At 75.0% G+C, this 13,931-nt stretch carries 13 protein-coding genes; 8 read left to right on the top strand and 5 right to left on the bottom strand.

Going from position 1 to position 13,931, the window contains the following annotated elements; all coding sequences use genetic code 11:
* Positions 1-196: 196 nt before the first annotated feature.
* The 8 genes from rpmH (at position 197) to QNH85_RS17865 (ending at position 7,959) form a co-directional block, all read left to right on the top strand.
* Positions 197-334 carry a 50S ribosomal protein L34 gene (rpmH, locus tag QNH85_RS17900; protein ID WP_013885212.1) on the top strand — a complete coding sequence of 46 codons (138 nt, stop codon included), beginning with the start codon at positions 197-199 and terminating at the stop codon, positions 332-334.
* A 35-nt stretch (positions 335-369) separates the two neighbouring features.
* Positions 370-735: a ribonuclease P protein component gene (rnpA, locus tag QNH85_RS17895; RefSeq protein ID WP_428830432.1), complete on the top strand. Its 366-nt coding sequence runs from the start codon at positions 370-372 to the stop codon at positions 733-735.
* Positions 732-1,034: a membrane protein insertion efficiency factor YidD gene (gene yidD / locus QNH85_RS17890; RefSeq protein ID WP_282948585.1), complete on the top strand. Its 303-nt coding sequence runs from the start codon at positions 732-734 to the stop codon at positions 1,032-1,034. The genes rnpA and yidD overlap by 4 nt, the downstream gene beginning before the upstream one ends.
* A 22-nt stretch (positions 1,035-1,056) precedes the next feature.
* Positions 1,057-2,283: a membrane protein insertase YidC gene (yidC, locus tag QNH85_RS17885; protein WP_282948584.1), complete on the top strand. Its 1,227-nt coding sequence runs from the start codon at positions 1,057-1,059 to the stop codon at positions 2,281-2,283.
* Positions 2,284-2,329: 46 nt separating this feature from the next.
* Positions 2,330-2,842: a Jag family protein gene (locus QNH85_RS17880; RefSeq protein WP_282948582.1), complete on the top strand. Its 513-nt coding sequence runs from the start codon at positions 2,330-2,332 to the stop codon at positions 2,840-2,842.
* Positions 2,843-4,949: 2,107 nt separating this feature from the next.
* Positions 4,950-5,717, top strand: a complete 768-nt coding sequence (rsmG, locus tag QNH85_RS17875) for a 16S rRNA (guanine(527)-N(7))-methyltransferase RsmG (protein WP_282948580.1) — start codon at positions 4,950-4,952, stop codon at positions 5,715-5,717.
* Positions 5,714-6,703 carry an AAA family ATPase gene (locus QNH85_RS17870; RefSeq protein ID WP_346016340.1) on the top strand — a complete coding sequence of 330 codons (990 nt, stop codon included), beginning with the start codon at positions 5,714-5,716 and terminating at the stop codon, positions 6,701-6,703. Before rsmG ends, QNH85_RS17870 begins: the two co-directional genes overlap by 4 nt.
* Positions 6,700-7,959, top strand: coding sequence for a ParB/RepB/Spo0J family partition protein (locus QNH85_RS17865; protein WP_282948578.1), 1,260 nt, complete (start codon positions 6,700-6,702; stop codon positions 7,957-7,959). Before QNH85_RS17870 ends, QNH85_RS17865 begins: the two co-directional genes overlap by 4 nt.
* Before the next feature lie 59 nt (positions 7,960-8,018).
* On the opposite strand, the gene QNH85_RS17860 is transcribed toward QNH85_RS17865, so the two are convergent.
* The 5 genes from QNH85_RS17860 to QNH85_RS17840 form a co-directional block, all read right to left on the bottom strand.
* Positions 8,019-8,981 (bottom strand): D-alanine--D-alanine ligase family protein, encoded by a 963-nt coding sequence (locus QNH85_RS17860; RefSeq protein ID WP_282948575.1) that lies wholly within the window; start codon positions 8,979-8,981, stop codon positions 8,019-8,021.
* A 200-nt stretch (positions 8,982-9,181) separates the two neighbouring features.
* The gene (locus QNH85_RS17855; protein WP_282948573.1) at positions 9,182-10,519 is read right to left on the bottom strand and encodes an aminotransferase-like domain-containing protein; all 1,338 of its coding nucleotides are present in this window, start codon (positions 10,517-10,519) and stop codon (positions 9,182-9,184) included.
* Positions 10,520-10,609: 90 nt separating this feature from the next.
* Positions 10,610-10,951, bottom strand: coding sequence for a thioredoxin (gene trxA / locus QNH85_RS17850; RefSeq protein WP_213284354.1), 342 nt, complete (start codon positions 10,949-10,951; stop codon positions 10,610-10,612).
* Positions 10,952-10,958: 7 nt separating this feature from the next.
* Positions 10,959-12,020 carry a thioredoxin-disulfide reductase gene (gene trxB, locus QNH85_RS17845; RefSeq protein WP_213284353.1) on the bottom strand — a complete coding sequence of 354 codons (1,062 nt, stop codon included), beginning with the start codon at positions 12,018-12,020 and terminating at the stop codon, positions 10,959-10,961.
* Between the two features lie 85 nt (positions 12,021-12,105).
* The gene (locus tag QNH85_RS17840; protein ID WP_282948569.1) at positions 12,106-13,113 is read right to left on the bottom strand and encodes a hypothetical protein; all 1,008 of its coding nucleotides are present in this window, start codon (positions 13,111-13,113) and stop codon (positions 12,106-12,108) included.
* Positions 13,114-13,931 lie beyond the last annotated feature (818 nt).

Here is a 13,931-nt window from a genome sequence, read left to right as displayed (position 1 = left end):
GGAGAGGGTGCCTCAGGCGGTTTGACCGGACGGCGCGGCCGACGTAACGTTGACCAGCCTTCCTGATGGCTCCTGCTGGCGTGCCCCGACGCCTGGCCGCGTCTGGCGACGTGGGTACCGGAGCAGTCGAGCACGGCACACAGACCTGGCTGCACACGCGCGTGCGGCCGATGCACCGAAGTACTTGGAGACCATCGTGAGCAAGCGGACCTTCCAGCCGAACAACCGGCGTCGCGCCAAGACGCACGGTTTCCGTCTGCGCATGCGGACGCGTGCCGGCCGTGCGATCCTCGCCGCCCGTCGGCGCAAGGGTCGCTCCGAGCTGTCGGCCTGACACCACCTGACGCGGTGCTGCCCGCCGCGCACCGGATGCGCAGGTCCGCCGACTTCGAGCGGGCCGTGCGGTCGGGTGCCCGTGCCGGGCGGAACACGCTCGTGGTGCACCTCGTGACGCGAACCGACCCCGGACCTGGTCCGGCGGTCGGTTTCGTCGTGTCCAAGGGCGTGGGCAACGCCGTCGTGCGGAACCGGGTCAAGCGGCGCCTGCGCGCCCTGGCCTCCGACCGGCTCGCCGACCTGCCCACCGACGCGGACCTGGTCGTGCGCGCCCTGGCGCCGGCCGCGACGGTGGACTACGCGACGCTCGGCCACGACCTCGACGGCGCGCTGCGCACCGCGACCCGGCGCCGCGCCGAGCGGGCGTCGCCGGCCGCACCGACCGGGGACGCACGATGACCGGCGCCTCCCGGGCGCTGCACGCCGTGGTGCGCGTCCCGCGCCGGCTGCTCGTCCTCCTGATCCGGGGCTACCAGCGCTTCGTGTCCCCGCTCACCCCGCCGACCTGCCGGTTCTACCCGTCCTGCTCGCAGTACGCCGTGCTCGCACTCGAGCGGCACGGCGTCGTGCGAGGGACGCGGCTGGCGGTCTGGCGGCTCCTGCGCTGCAACCCGTGGAACCCGGGCGGCGTCGACGACGTTCCACCGGCGGGGTCGCACCGTCGACACTCGCACGGCGCGGTCGCCTCCGCGCACTGACCATCCCCTGGAGAGTTCCCCGATGAGCTGGTTCGACGGCCTGCTGTACCCGATCATGGTCGCTGTCGCGTGGATCATGGTCCAGTTCCACTCCCTGCTGGACTGGCTGGGCCTGGACCCCGCGGGCGGTGCGGCGTGGGGTCTGTCGATCGTCGGCCTCGTGATCGTGATGCGGATCATCCTGATCCCGCTGTTCTTCCGCCAGATCAAGGCGTCGCGCGGTATGCAGCTGCTCGCGCCCGAGATGAAGAAGATCCAGGCGAAGTACAAGGGGAAGACGGACCCCGCGTCCCGCGAGGCGATGAGCCGCGAGACGATGGAGCTCTACCGGAAGCACGGCACGAACCCGTTCGCGTCCTGCCTGCCGATCCTCGCCCAGTCGCCGATCTTCTTCGCGCTGTTCCGCGTCCTGAACTCGCTGCCGCAGCTGGCGGACGGCACGTACCCGCGGCCGAACCTCGGCCCGCTCACGCAGGAGCTCGCGGCCCAGGCGGAGAGCGCCACGATCTTCGGCGCCCCGCTGTCCGGGACCTTCATGACGGCGTCGTCGTTCGGCGACGGCTCGCAGGCGCTGCACATCCGCGTCGTGACGATCATCCTCGTCATCGCGATGTCGCTCACGACGTTCCTCACGCAGCGCCAGCTCACGATGAAGAACATGCCGCCGGCCGCGCTCGAGGGCCCGATGGCGCAGCAGCAGAAGCTGCTCATGTACGTCTTCCCGCTGATCTTCGCCTTCTCCGGCGTGAACTTCCCGATCGGTGTCCTCATCTACTGGACCACCACGAACCTGTGGTCGATGGGCCAGCAGTTCTACACGATCCGCCGGATGCCGGCCCCCGGCTCGCAGGCCGAGGCAGCGCTCAAGGCGCGCAAGGCGAAGAAGGCCGCCGCGAAGGGCATCACCATCGAGGAGGACGTGCCCACCATCGAGGAGCGTCCCGTGACCGGGCAGCGGCAGCAGCCCGTCGGCAAGGCCCGCGCCAAGAAGCGTGCGGCCGGCCCGGCGGCCGGGACGTCCTCGTCGGCGGCAGGCGCGGGCTCGACGCCCGCGACCCCCGCAGCGCCCGCGACCCCCGCGACGCCCGCAGCGTCGGGGACGGGAAGCACGGCCGCGGGTGGCGGCGCGAAGAGCGCGAACCCCGGATCCGGCGCGAAGAAGAAGCGCAGCGGCTCCGGCGGAGCGGGCGGTGCTTCCGGGAAGGGCGGCAGCGCCGCCAAGCCGTCCGGCAGCTCGACCGACGACTGAGACCTCGCGCCCCGGCGCGGCACCGTTCCCCCATCAAGGAGCACAGATGAGCACACCGATCGACGCGACCGGCGAGACCGGCGCCGCCTCCCGCCTCGAGGAAGAGGGCGAGATCGCCGCGGACTACCTCGAGGAGCTGCTCGACATCGCGGACCTCGACGGGGACATCGACATCGACGTCGACCACGGTCGCGCCGCCGTCGAGATCGTCGCGGAGCCCGGCACGGAGCGGGCGCTCCGCCGCCTCGTCGGGACCGACGGGGAGGTGCTGGACGCGCTGCAGGAGCTGACCCGGCTGGCGGTCCAGGCGAAGACCGGCGACCGCAGCCGGCTCATGCTGGACATCGCCGGTTACCGGGCGGGCCGCAAGGCGGAGCTCGTCAAGGTCGCGGAGCAGGCGATCGCGGAGGTGCGGTCGTCGGGTGCCGCGGTGTCCCTTGAGCCGATGAACCCGTTCGAGCGGAAGGTCGTGCACGACGCGGTCGCGGCCGCCGGGATGACGTCGGACTCCGAGGGCGTGGAGCCGGCGCGCTACGTGGTGGTCAAGCCCGCGAGCTGAGGCGCTGGTCGAGCCGTTCGCCAGGAGGCGCTGAGAGGCCGGTCCCGTGACGGGGCCGGCCTCTTGCCTGTGCGGGGGTCTCCGTACAGGGCGTCCTGGTGAGGTCGTTTGTGTGTGAACGGGTGGCGGGATCTGCTGTGATGGGAAGATGCTGCCATCGGACGCGTTGCGTCCAGTCGGGCACGTCGGTGGGTGCGAGTCGCGTGTGGGGCGGGCAGCCGGGCCGTCGCTTCCGGTGCCGCGCGTGCACGCGTGGCGTCGTGGCGTCGTGGCGTCGTGGGGGCGGGGCGCGTCGGCTCCGCGGCTGAACGCGCCTCGCCTCGGCGTCGGCGTCGTGGCTGCGCGCGCCTCGCCTGGGCGTCGGCGGCGTGGCGCGCCGGAGGTGAACCGGCCGGAGACATGCGCCGGGGCTGGCACGCGTCCGATGGCAACGGGCGGCCCGTGCGTCGTCCGACGCGACACCGGGGGAGTGGCGGGAGGCGTCGCCCGTTCCGGTGGCCGCCCTGCAGGGGCGCTGCGGGTTCCGGCGGTACGGCGGCACGGGTCCGGCGCCGGGAGGAGGAGTCGACGGCCCCGCTGGCGGCGAGAGCTGCCGGACACGCGTACGTTCCCCCCGCCCGAGCTGCCGCCGGCGTGCGGCGAGCGCGGGCGTCGCGGGCGGCGCAGCAGGGCGTTGTCCGTGGCGGACGGTGATGTCGAGGTGCCGGGCCAGTTCCACGTGAAACGAGTCGGCACGCACCTCGAGTCGACGCGGAGGGCATGCCAGCACCGCCTTCTCCCGGTGCCGTGCCGACTCGAGCCGGGTAGGCCGCAGCCCCGTGTTTCACGTGGAACGCGGCACGCGTTGCGCATCTGCGAACAGGGCGGGCAGTGCGCTGCTCTGTGCGCGCCGCCAGCCGTCGCAGCGGTGCGCGACTCGCCAGGGACGGCGACCGTCAGTTCCGTGGCGCGACCTGCGATGAGGGCTGCAGAGGTGGTGGCTATCACTACGACCACCGGGCGCACCACGCACCGCACCGAGAGGTCGACTCCCGGGAACTGCCCCCGTGCTGGTGGGTGGAGCGCCGAGGGGCGGCCCCTGGAGTCGAGCGCCAGGAACGGAGTCCTGGGGACGAATCGTCTTCGCGCGAGCGGCGGGCGAGCGGCCGAACGGCGTTGGTGTCCGCCGCGCAGAAGCCCGGGGATCGCGGTGCTGCGTCACCGCGCCCACGGGCAGAAGGCGCGCTGGAGCCGCGTCGGATCACGGGGGAAGCAGCGAGCCGGGTTCGCCCAGCCGTCGAGGGCTTGTGGTGTGGGCGCCACACTCCTCTCACGTGGGTCCGGGCGAGTGCGCGACTCGGCTCCTGCACCCAAGCGCGTTCCACGTGAAACGGGGCGATGTCGGTGTGCGCTGTGCGCCGGCGCGGCTGGTCCCGGCTGGTGCCTCAACAAGGCTCGTGGCGCGACCGGCGCGACGCCGGCGCACCCCGGACGGCGGGCCCGTCACCGGCAGGCACGGACCCGCCTCCACTGGGCCAGCACGCGTCGTTCCACGTGAAACGCGGTGCCGACCATCGACAAGCCGCGTCCAGGCGCGCACCGGACATCGCGGTGCGCCAGTGGCCGGCCGCCCCGCTCGGCGGGCCGCGCTCGTGCCGCCCACGACACCGGCGGCCCGCGCCGGGGCGGCCGGTCGCCCCGGTTGGCGGACCGCGCTCGTGCCGCCCATGACACCAGGTGCTTGCGCCGGGGTCTCGGCGCAACCGACGCGGGAGGCCGACGTGTCCGGGGGCCGGCGTGCGAACGGGGACAACGCCCGGCGCTCCGCGATGCGCGGGCTCCACGCGGTCCGACGTCGGCGCCATCGGCTCCCTGCGGGGACCCGCGTCCGGAGGAGATCGGGCGGTGGGCGGACGGGAACGGGGCGTGGCCCCGTCGCGGGACGTTCGAGCAGCGGGTGCGTGGCCGGAGGCGCGGTGCGGTGCACGTTCCACGTGAAACGGCGTGACGCACGCTCACGGGCTGGGACGCGGGGCTCGGCGCGGTACCGTAGAGCACCACGCGCGCGCCCGACGAGGGAAGCGAGCCGCGCCCGTGAACCACCCGATCCCGAGCCCAGGGGAGTGCTGTGCGGCCTGACCCGGCGACCGCGTCGAGCTCCGACACCGGCGACGTCCTGGCCGACCCTCTGGCGGGCGACGACCGGCTTCCCGCCCTCTTCGGACCCGCATGGCCGGCGGTCGAGCAGTTCCACACCCTGCTCCGGAACGAGGGCGTGCTCCGGGGGCTCGTCGGTCCGCGTGAGGTCTCCCGTCTGTGGGAGCGCCACCTGGTCAACTCCGCCGCCGTGGTGCCGTTCCTTCCCGCGCAGGGGTTGATCGTGGACGTCGGCAGCGGCGCCGGGCTCCCGGGCGTGGTCGTCGCGGCGATGCGGCCGGAGGCCGAGGTCGTGCTGCTGGAGCCGATGGAGCGCCGGACCGACTGGCTCCGCGAGGTGGTCGACGCCCTCGGGCTCGGGAACGCCCGCGTGCTGCGCGGGCGGGCCGAGGACCAAGTCGGCTCGCTCGCCGCCGATGCCGTCACCGCCCGGGCCGTCGCGGCCCTGGAGAAGCTCTACGGCTGGACGTTGCCCCTGCTCAGGGTGGGCGGGCAGCTCGTGGCACTGAAGGGCGGCCGTGCCGGCGAGGAGGCCGACGCGGCCCGCGCGGTGGGGGAGCGGCTCGGTGGCGGGCCGGCGGAGATCCTCGTCGCGCCGACGCTCGACGGACTCGACCCGACGAGCGTGGTCGTGGTGGAGAAGACCAACCCGGGCGTCGAGACACCCGCCCGTGTTTCACGTGGAACAGAGCGCGGGCCGCGACGCCCGCGACGCTCGACGAAGGGACACCGCCCGTGACGACGGACGCGAGCCGCTGGACCTCCGACGACGGCGACGAGCGCCGACGGGCAGCGCTGATCGAGAGCCTGCCGACGGCCGACGACGAGACGCCCCTGATGGCGGAGCTGCGCCGGGACGCACGACGACGGATCGAGCTGCGCGGCCGGATCTTCCCGAAGCCCGACCAGACGCGCGTCATCACGGTCGCCAACCAGAAGGGCGGCGTCGGCAAGACGACGACCACGGTGAACCTCGCCGCTGCCCTGGCGCAGTCCGGGCTGCACGTCCTCGTCATCGACAACGACCCGCAGGGCAACGCGTCGACCGCCCTCGGCATCGACCACCACGCCGGGGTGACGTCGGTGTACGACGTCCTGGTCGACGGAGCGCCTCTCGCCACCGCGGTGCACCCCAGCCCGGACGTCCCGAACCTGTGGTGCGTCCCGGCGACGATCGACCTGTCCGGCGCCGAGATCGAGCTGGTCTCGATGGTCGCCCGGGAGACCCGGCTGCGGAAGGCGCTCGGGGTCTACCTGGAGGAGCGGGTCGCCAACGGTGAGCCGCGCATCGACTACGTCCTGGTCGACTGCCCGCCGAGCCTCGGCCTGCTCACCGTCAATGCGTTCGTCGTGGCCGACGAGGTCCTCATCCCGATCCAGTGCGAGTACTACGCGCTCGAGGGACTGAGCCAGCTGCTGAAGTCGATCGAGCTGATCCAGGCACACCTGAACAAGGGCCTGCACGTCTCGACCATCCTGCTCACCATGTACGACGGCCGGACCAACCTCGCGCAGCAGGTCGCGCAAGAGGTCCGCGAGCACTTCCCGGAGCTGACGCTGCGCACCACCGTCCCGCGGTCGGTGCGCGTCTCCGAGGCGCCGTCCTACGGGCAGACCGTGCTGACGTACGATCCGGGCTCGAGCGGTGCGCTCGCCTACCTCGAGGCGGCACGCGAGCTCGCAGAGCGCGGGACCACGACGAACCGGCAGAAGGAGGACGCGTGAGCGAGAAGCGGCGGGGGCTCGGGCGCGGCCTGGGCGCCCTCATCCCCACGGGCCTGGAGACCCGCAGCGGTGAGGGCAGTCGTCCGGTCGACGTCTTCTTCCCCGAGCGGAACTCCGAGGCGTCGCAGGCGGCCGAAGCGGCGCGCGACGCGCACGACACCGCCCTGACCAGCACAAACGCTCGCGTTCAGCCGGATAACGCAGCCGGTGGCGGTGCGCCGGCGACCGCGACCCACGGGGGCGATGGCCTGTCGAACGGCACGGCGGTCTCGGACGGCGCGGCGGCGGACGGCGCGGCATCGGACGTCGGAACCCCGGCGCCGGACGTCGGGACCCCGGAGTCGAACGGCACGGCGGAGGCCAACGGCGCCGCGCTGTCGAACGCCACTTCGGACCGCAATGCCGCGGCAGTCACGCCCGACGCCGGGGGCCTGCTCCCGGTGCCCGGGGCGTCGTTCGCTGAGCTGCCGGTCGGCTCGATCCGGCCGAACCCGAAGCAGCCCCGCACGGTCTTCGACGAGGACGCGCTGGAGGAGCTCGTCGGCTCCATCCGCGAGATCGGCGTCCTGCAGCCGATCGTCGTGCGCCCGGTGGACGACGGCTACGAGCTCATCATGGGGGAGCGGCGGTGGCGCGCCACGCAGGCCGCCGGGCTCGCCACGGTGCCGGCGATCGTGCGACACACCGAGGACTCGGACCTGCTGCGCGACGCGCTCCTGGAGAACCTGCACCGCTCCCAGCTCAACCCGTTGGAGGAGGCGGCCGCGTACCAGCAGCTGCTGGACGACTTCGGGTGCACGCACGACGAGCTCGCGACGCGCATCCACCGGTCGCGCCCGCAGATCTCGAACACGCTCCGCCTGCTGCGCCTGCCCCCGCTGGTGCAGCGCCGGGTCGCCGCCGGCGTGCTGTCGGCCGGGCACGCGCGCGCCCTGCTCGGGCTGAGCGACGGCGCGGCGATCGAGCGGCTCGCGCAGCGGATCGTCGCCGAGGGGCTGTCGGTCCGGGCGGTCGAGGAGATCGTCGCCCTGGACGAGGGCAGCGTGCGGCGTCAGCAGCGCCGTCCGCGCGCGGGCGTGCGGAACGAGGCGCTCGACGACCTCGCCAGCCGCCTGTCGGACCGGTTCGAGACCCGCGTGAAGGTGGACCTCGGCAAGCAGCGGGGCAAGCTCACGGTGGAGTTCGCCTCGGTGCAGGACCTCAACCGCATCCTGGCCAGCCTCGCACCGGACGACCCGGGCATCTTCCGGGGCTGACGGCCGCAGAGGCGGCGTCAGCGCCGGCGGGTCGGACTCGGCGGCTCGGAGCCAGCGGCTCAGGCCCCGCGGAGACCCGCCTCGACGAGGCTGCGGTACAGGGTCGGCAGGTGGTGCCCGCCGGCCTCCGCCGCCTGCGGGAACAGGGACGTCTCCGTCATGCCCGGCGCGACGTTCACCTCGAGGAACCACGGGACGCCGTCGCCGTCGATGATGAGGTCGGTCCGGGACAGGTGCCGCAGGCCGAGCACCTGGTGCGCGCTGACCGCCACCTCGGCGGCGCGCTGCGCGAGCTCGTCGGGGAGCCGGGCCGGCGCGAAGTACTCGGTGCGCCCGGGGTTGTACCGCGCGTCGTAGTCGTACGGCCCGTCGGTGGCGACCTCGACGGCCGGCAGGGCGGTCGGTGCCCCGTCCAGGTCCACCACGCTCACGGCGACCTCGACACCCTCCACGGCCCGCTCGATCAGCGCGGTGTCGCCGTACGCGAAGCACGCCACCATCGCGCGCGGGAGGTCCTCGGCGGAACGCACGAGCGTGACACCCAGGGCGGAGCCGCCGCGCGACGGCTTCACCACGAGCGGCAGCCCGAGCTTCGCGACGACGGCGTCCATGACGCGACCGGCGCCGAGCTCGCGGAACAGGCTCTGCGGGAGCGTGACGAACTCGGGCGTCGCGATGCCGGCGCGCGTCACCGACGTCTTGGCGATCGGCTTGCTCCAGGCGACGCGGCTCGCGCGCGGCCCCGTGCCCAGGCTCCGGACGTCCAGGAGCTCGAGCACGTCGCGGACCGACCCGTCCTCCCCGCTGGCCCCGTGCAGCAGCGGCCACACGAGATCGGGCGCCACCTCGGACAGCGCCGGCACCAGGTCGGCGTCGACGTCGTGCACGGCCACCTCGACACCAGCGGAGCGGAGCGCCTCGGCCACGCGCCGACCGGAGCGCAGGGAGACGTCGCGCTCGTGGGACAGGCCGCCCGCGAGGACGACGACGCGCGGGCTGGCGGGGACGGTGTCGTGCGGCACGGGGGCTGGCCCCTCCCGGCGCCGCGGCGCCTGGCGGGTCGGCGGGTGGGCGGGTCGGCGGGTCAGGCGGGTCGGCAGGTCAGGCGGGTGCTGCGGCTGCGCCCGACGGTGCGAGGCACGCCGGCGCTGTCCGAGGTGGCGCCGCGCCCGCGGTCGACGGTACCGGCACCGGGACGGCGCCCGGGACACGCCGGTGCCGGTCAGGCCAGGTCGGGACCGGGTGACTGCACCGCGTCGCCGGAGCGCGCGCCGCCGGTGCCGAACAGCGAGACGAGCTCGCTCTCGCCGGCGACGACCCCGGCCAGGCGCCGCACGCCCTCCCGGATGCGCTCCGGGGTGGGGAAGCAGAACGAGAGCCGCATGTGGTCGGCGCCCTGCCCGTCGGCGTAGAACGCGGTGCCGGGCACGTACGCGACGCGCGCGGTGACGGCGCGGGGCAGCATGGCCTTCGCGTCCAGGCCGTCGGGGAGCCGCACCCACGTGTAGAACCCGCCGTCCGGGACGGTCCACGTGGCGTCGGGCAGGTGCTCGGCGAGCGCGCCGACCATGGCGTCGCGCCGCTCGCGGTACAGCTCGCGGAACGCCTTCACCTGCCCCTTCCAGTCGCACGTCGCCAGGTAGCCGCTGATGGCGAGCTGCGAGGCGTTCGACGGGCACAGGATGGCGGACTCCGACGCGAGGACCAGCTTCTCGCGGACGGCGTGCGGCGCGACCGCCCAGCCGACCCGGTAGCCCGGGGCGAAGGTCTTGGAGAACGAGCCGAGGTAGATGACGCCCTCGTCGTCGGCGGACCGCATCGCGGGCAGCGGGTCGCTGTCGAACCCGAGCAGGCCGTACGGGTTGTCCTCGATGACCAGGACGCCGTAGCGCTGCGCGATCTCCAGGATCCGGGGGCGGCGCTCGGCGGACAGGGTGACGCCCGCGGGGTTGTGGAAGTTCGGGATCGTGTAGAGGAACTTGACCCGCCGGCCGTCGCGCGCGAGGGCGGCGAGCGTCTCCTCCAGCGCCTCCGGCACCAGGCCGTCGGCGTCGAGCGGCACGTGCACCACGTCGGCCTGGTACGCCCGGAACACGCCGAGCGCGCCGACGTACGACGGCGCCTCCGCGACGACCACGTCGCCCGGGTCGATGAACAGCCGCGTCACCAGGTCGAGCGCCTGCTGCGACCCGGTGGTGACGACGACGTCGTCGGGGTGGGCGTCGATGCCCTCGAGGCGCATCACCTCGAGGATCTGCTCGCGCAGGCCCTCGTCGCCCTGCCCGGAGCCGTACTGCAGCGCGGTGGTGCCGCGGGTCGCGACGACACGCTGGGCGAGCTCGCCGATCACGTCGAGCGGCAGGCCCTCCAGGTACGGCATGCCGCCGGCCAGGGACACCACCTCGGGGCGGTTGGCCACGGCGAACAGGGCGCGGATCTCGGAGGCGCGCATGCCGTGCGTGCGCTCGGCGTAGGAGCCGAGCCAGCGGTCGAGCCGCGTGCCGGCGGCGGGGGTCGGGAGGGGGCCCGACGACTCGCCGGGCCGCGGAGTCGCGGTCATCTCCCGAGTGTCGCACGCCACCCGGGGCGTCCTGCGGCGCGTCCACGACGGGCGCGCCGCACGTTCACACGACGTCCCCGGGCCGCAGCGTCAGGACGTGGCGATCTCCGCGAGGGCGCCGTCGAGCTCAGCGGTGTAGGCCAGCTTCTCCCGGGCGCCCGGCAGGGAGCGGACGAGCTCGCCCTCGTGGAACACGTACAGCGTCGGGATCGACAGGATCCCGTACCGGCGGGCGAGCTCCGGGTGGGCGTCGGTGTCGACCGCGACGAACCGGAGCCGCCCCGCGTAGGCGTCGGCGAGCTCCTCCAGCACGGGCGTGACCATGCGGCACGGCACGCACCAGTCCGCCCAGAAGTCCACGACGACCGGCAGCGGCGACCGGAGGACCTCCTGCTCGAAGGTCTCCCCGGTCACCGCGAGGGCGGTGGCCACCCCGGGGTCAGTGCCCCGCAGCGGCCGCAGCCGCCGCGGTGTCCGCACCCTGCGCCGCGAGGGCGTCCGACGCGTCCACGTCGGCCTGCTCGACGGCCGTCGGGATGTCGGCCGGCGAGGCGGGGTCGACGTCGCCGAGCGCGGCGAGGTAGTGCTGGGCGTCGAGCGCGGCGGCGCAGCCAGAACCGGCCGCGGTGATCGCCTGGCGGTAGGTGTGGTCCACCGCGTCGCCCGCGGCGAACACCCCGGGCAGGTTCGTGCGGGTGGAACGGCCCTCGACGACGATGTAGCCGTTCTCGTCCAGGTCGACCTGCCCGGCGAGCAGCTCGGTGCGCGGGACGTGGCCGATCGCGACGAACACGCCGGTCGCGCCGTGCTCGCGGGTCTCGCCCGTGCGGGTGTCGCGCAGGGTCACGCCGGTGACCTTGTCCTCGCCGTGGATCGCGACGACCTCGCTGTGCCAGGCGAACTGGATCTTCGGGTCGTTCTTCGCGCGGTCCGCCATGATCTTCGAGGCCCGCAGCTCGCCGCGCCGGTGCACGATCGTGACGGACTTGCCGAACCGGGTCAGGAACGTGGCCTCCTCGACCGCGGAGTCACCGCCACCGACGACGATGATGTCCTGGTCCCGGAAGAAGAACCCGTCGCAGGTCGCGCACCAGGACACGCCACGGCCCGACAGCCGCTTCTCGTCGTCCAGGCCGAGCTCGCGGTACGCGGAGCCGGTCGACAGGATCACGGCGCGGGCACGGACGGTCTCGCCGCCGCCGGTGACGATCGTCTTGACCGGGCCGGCCAGGTCGACCTCGGTCGCGTCGTCCCACAGGACCTCGGCGCCGAACCGCTCGGCCTGCTTCTGCAGGTTGTCCATGAGGTCCGGGCCCAGGATCCCGTCGGGGAAGCCCGGGAAGTTCTCGACGTCGGTCGTGTTCATCAGGGCGCCGCCGGCGGTGACCGACCCGGCGATGACGTACGGGGACAGGCCCGCGCGCGCCGCGTAGATCGCGGCGGTGTACCCGGCGGGTCCGGAACCGACGATGACGATGTCGCGGACGGGGGTCTCGGTCACGGTGCTTCCTCAGATGTCAGGGGACGAGCTGATGCTGCGGAGAACAGATCGTAGGCGTGGTCTGTTCCGCCGCGGGGGGTGCCGGTCAGGAGACCGCCACGGTGCTGATCTCGATGCGGTTCTGGCCGTCGGGGGTCTGCGACAGCGACGTGAACCACAGCACGAGGCTCTGGGTCTCGGTCGGTTGCGCGAGGGTCAGCACGGTCTGCGGGGCGAGGGCACCGGCGGCGAGGACGTCCCCGGCCGTGGGGTTGGCGGCGTCGGTCGACCGGACCTCGACGTTCCCGCCGGAGCCGTTGACGTCCAGGGTGACCGAGGTGACGGTGGCCGGCGCCTGGAGCGTGATGACCAGGCCGACCGCGTCCTTGAACCCCGCGAAGTCCGGGCGGTTGTAGGTGTGGGTGTACCAGGTGGTCGCGGGGTCGCCGTCCACGAGCCGGCCGACGAGCTCCTCGTGCTCCCCGTCGCCGTCGGACGGGTCGATGGTGGTGACGCCGGCGATCACCGGCGGCACGGCGGCGGGCGCCTCACCGGCGGCCTCGTCCTCGCCCGCGGCGGGCTCCTCCGCCGGCGGTGCGGTCGCGACGGGCGCCTGGGTGGCGGCCGCGCCCGCGTCGTCGTCGCCGGAGCCGAACGGGGACAGCACGTTCGCGAGCGCGACCACGACGCCGACGACCACGGCGAGTGCGACCAGCCCGAGCACCCAGCGGGTGGGGTCGAACCGGCGCTCGGTCACGGACTCGGCGGGCCGCTCGGACGGGAAGGGCAGGTCCCAGTCGGGGCGGGAGGGCCCGTCGCCCCCGCCGCCCGCCGCCGGGGGCAGGGGTGCGTCGTCGGGCTGCTCCTCCGGCGCGAGGGGCTCGGGGAGGAAGGGCTGCTCGGGCCGGTGCGCCGTCGTCGCGGCCGACGCGGTGCCGGCCGCGGGCGTCGTCGCGGTGGACGCCGCAGCGGCGGGGCGGCCGAAGGCGGAGGACGTCCGGCGCACCGGTGTCGGGACGACCGCGGTCGGCGCCGGTGCGGTCGCGCCCCCGTCCGAGGGCGCCGCCCCGTCCGTGGGGGCGCCGGACGGCCCGTCGGCGCGCCCGTCCGACACGGCGGTGGTACCGGCCCCGGCGAGCTCGGCCGCGGCGGGGGCCTCGGCGGGCGAGGGCCCCTCGGCCGCGGAGGGCTGACGAGCGGTGGACGCCGGGGGATGGCCGGCGGGAGAGCGGTGCCCGAGTCGGCGGAGGCGGGTGCCGCGGAGGGCGCCGGCTCGGCCGGGGAGGCGGACCGCGCGGGCGGCACGGCGGCGGGGGCGGACGGGGTGGCCTCGGGCGCGGTGGCCTGCGACGGGGTGGCCTGCGGCCGTGCCGCGGCGGCGGGCTGCGCGGCGGCCGGCTGCGCGGCGGCGGGCTGCGCCGGGGTCGGCTGTGCCGCGGCGGCCGGCGTGCGGGCGCTCGTCCGCTGCGGGCCCGGCGGCGCGGCCGGGGGGAGCGGCGCGGGGGCCGGGGCGGCTGGCGGGGGGGTTCCCGGCCGGGGTGCGCGCGCGCCGGGCCGGGCAGCGAACGCGGACCGGACGGACTGGCGCGCAACCTTGCCGGAGGCCTCGGCCCCAGCAGCGGCTCCCGCAGCGGCGGCACCGGCCGCGGCACCACCGGCAGCGGCGTGCCCCGAGGCGGACGCTCCCGCCGCTCCCGCCGCAGCAGCGCCCGCCGCCGTCGCGCCCGCCGCAGCGGCACCGGCCGCCGTCGCGCCGGTGCTCCCCGTCGCGGGCGTGCTGTCGTCGGCGGGGGGCCCCCCCGGGGCCGCGGTGCCGCCGCGGTGGGCGGCGCGCCCCGGGCGGGGGGCCGGCGGGGGGGGGGGGGGCGGGGCGGGGGGTGGCCGGGCGGCGGCCCGGGGGGCGGGCGGCGGCCGCCCCGGGGGGCGCCGGCC

This window comes from Cellulomonas endometrii, assembly GCF_949769265.1.
In the GTDB taxonomy this organism is placed as follows: Bacteria; Actinomycetota; Actinomycetes; order Actinomycetales; family Cellulomonadaceae; genus Cellulomonas; species Cellulomonas endometrii.
This window is presented reverse-complemented; position numbering and strand designations above follow the sequence as displayed.

Bases quoted from the DNA above. Each gene is read 5' to 3' on its own strand.
- rnpA (WP_428830432.1), top strand. From the start codon at position 370: ATGCGCAGGTCCGCCGACTTCGAGCGGGCCGTGCGGTCGGGTGCCCGT.
- yidD (WP_282948585.1), top strand. From the start codon at position 732: ATGACCGGCGCCTCCCGGGCGCTGCACGCCGTGGTGCGCGTCCCGCGC.
- yidC (WP_282948584.1), top strand. From the start codon at position 1,057: ATGAGCTGGTTCGACGGCCTGCTGTACCCGATCATGGTCGCTGTCGCG.
- QNH85_RS17880 (WP_282948582.1), top strand. From the start codon at position 2,330: ATGAGCACACCGATCGACGCGACCGGCGAGACCGGCGCCGCCTCCCGC.
- QNH85_RS17855 (WP_282948573.1), bottom strand. From the start codon at position 10,519: ATGACCGCGACTCCGCGGCCCGGCGAGTCGTCGGGCCCCCTCCCGACC.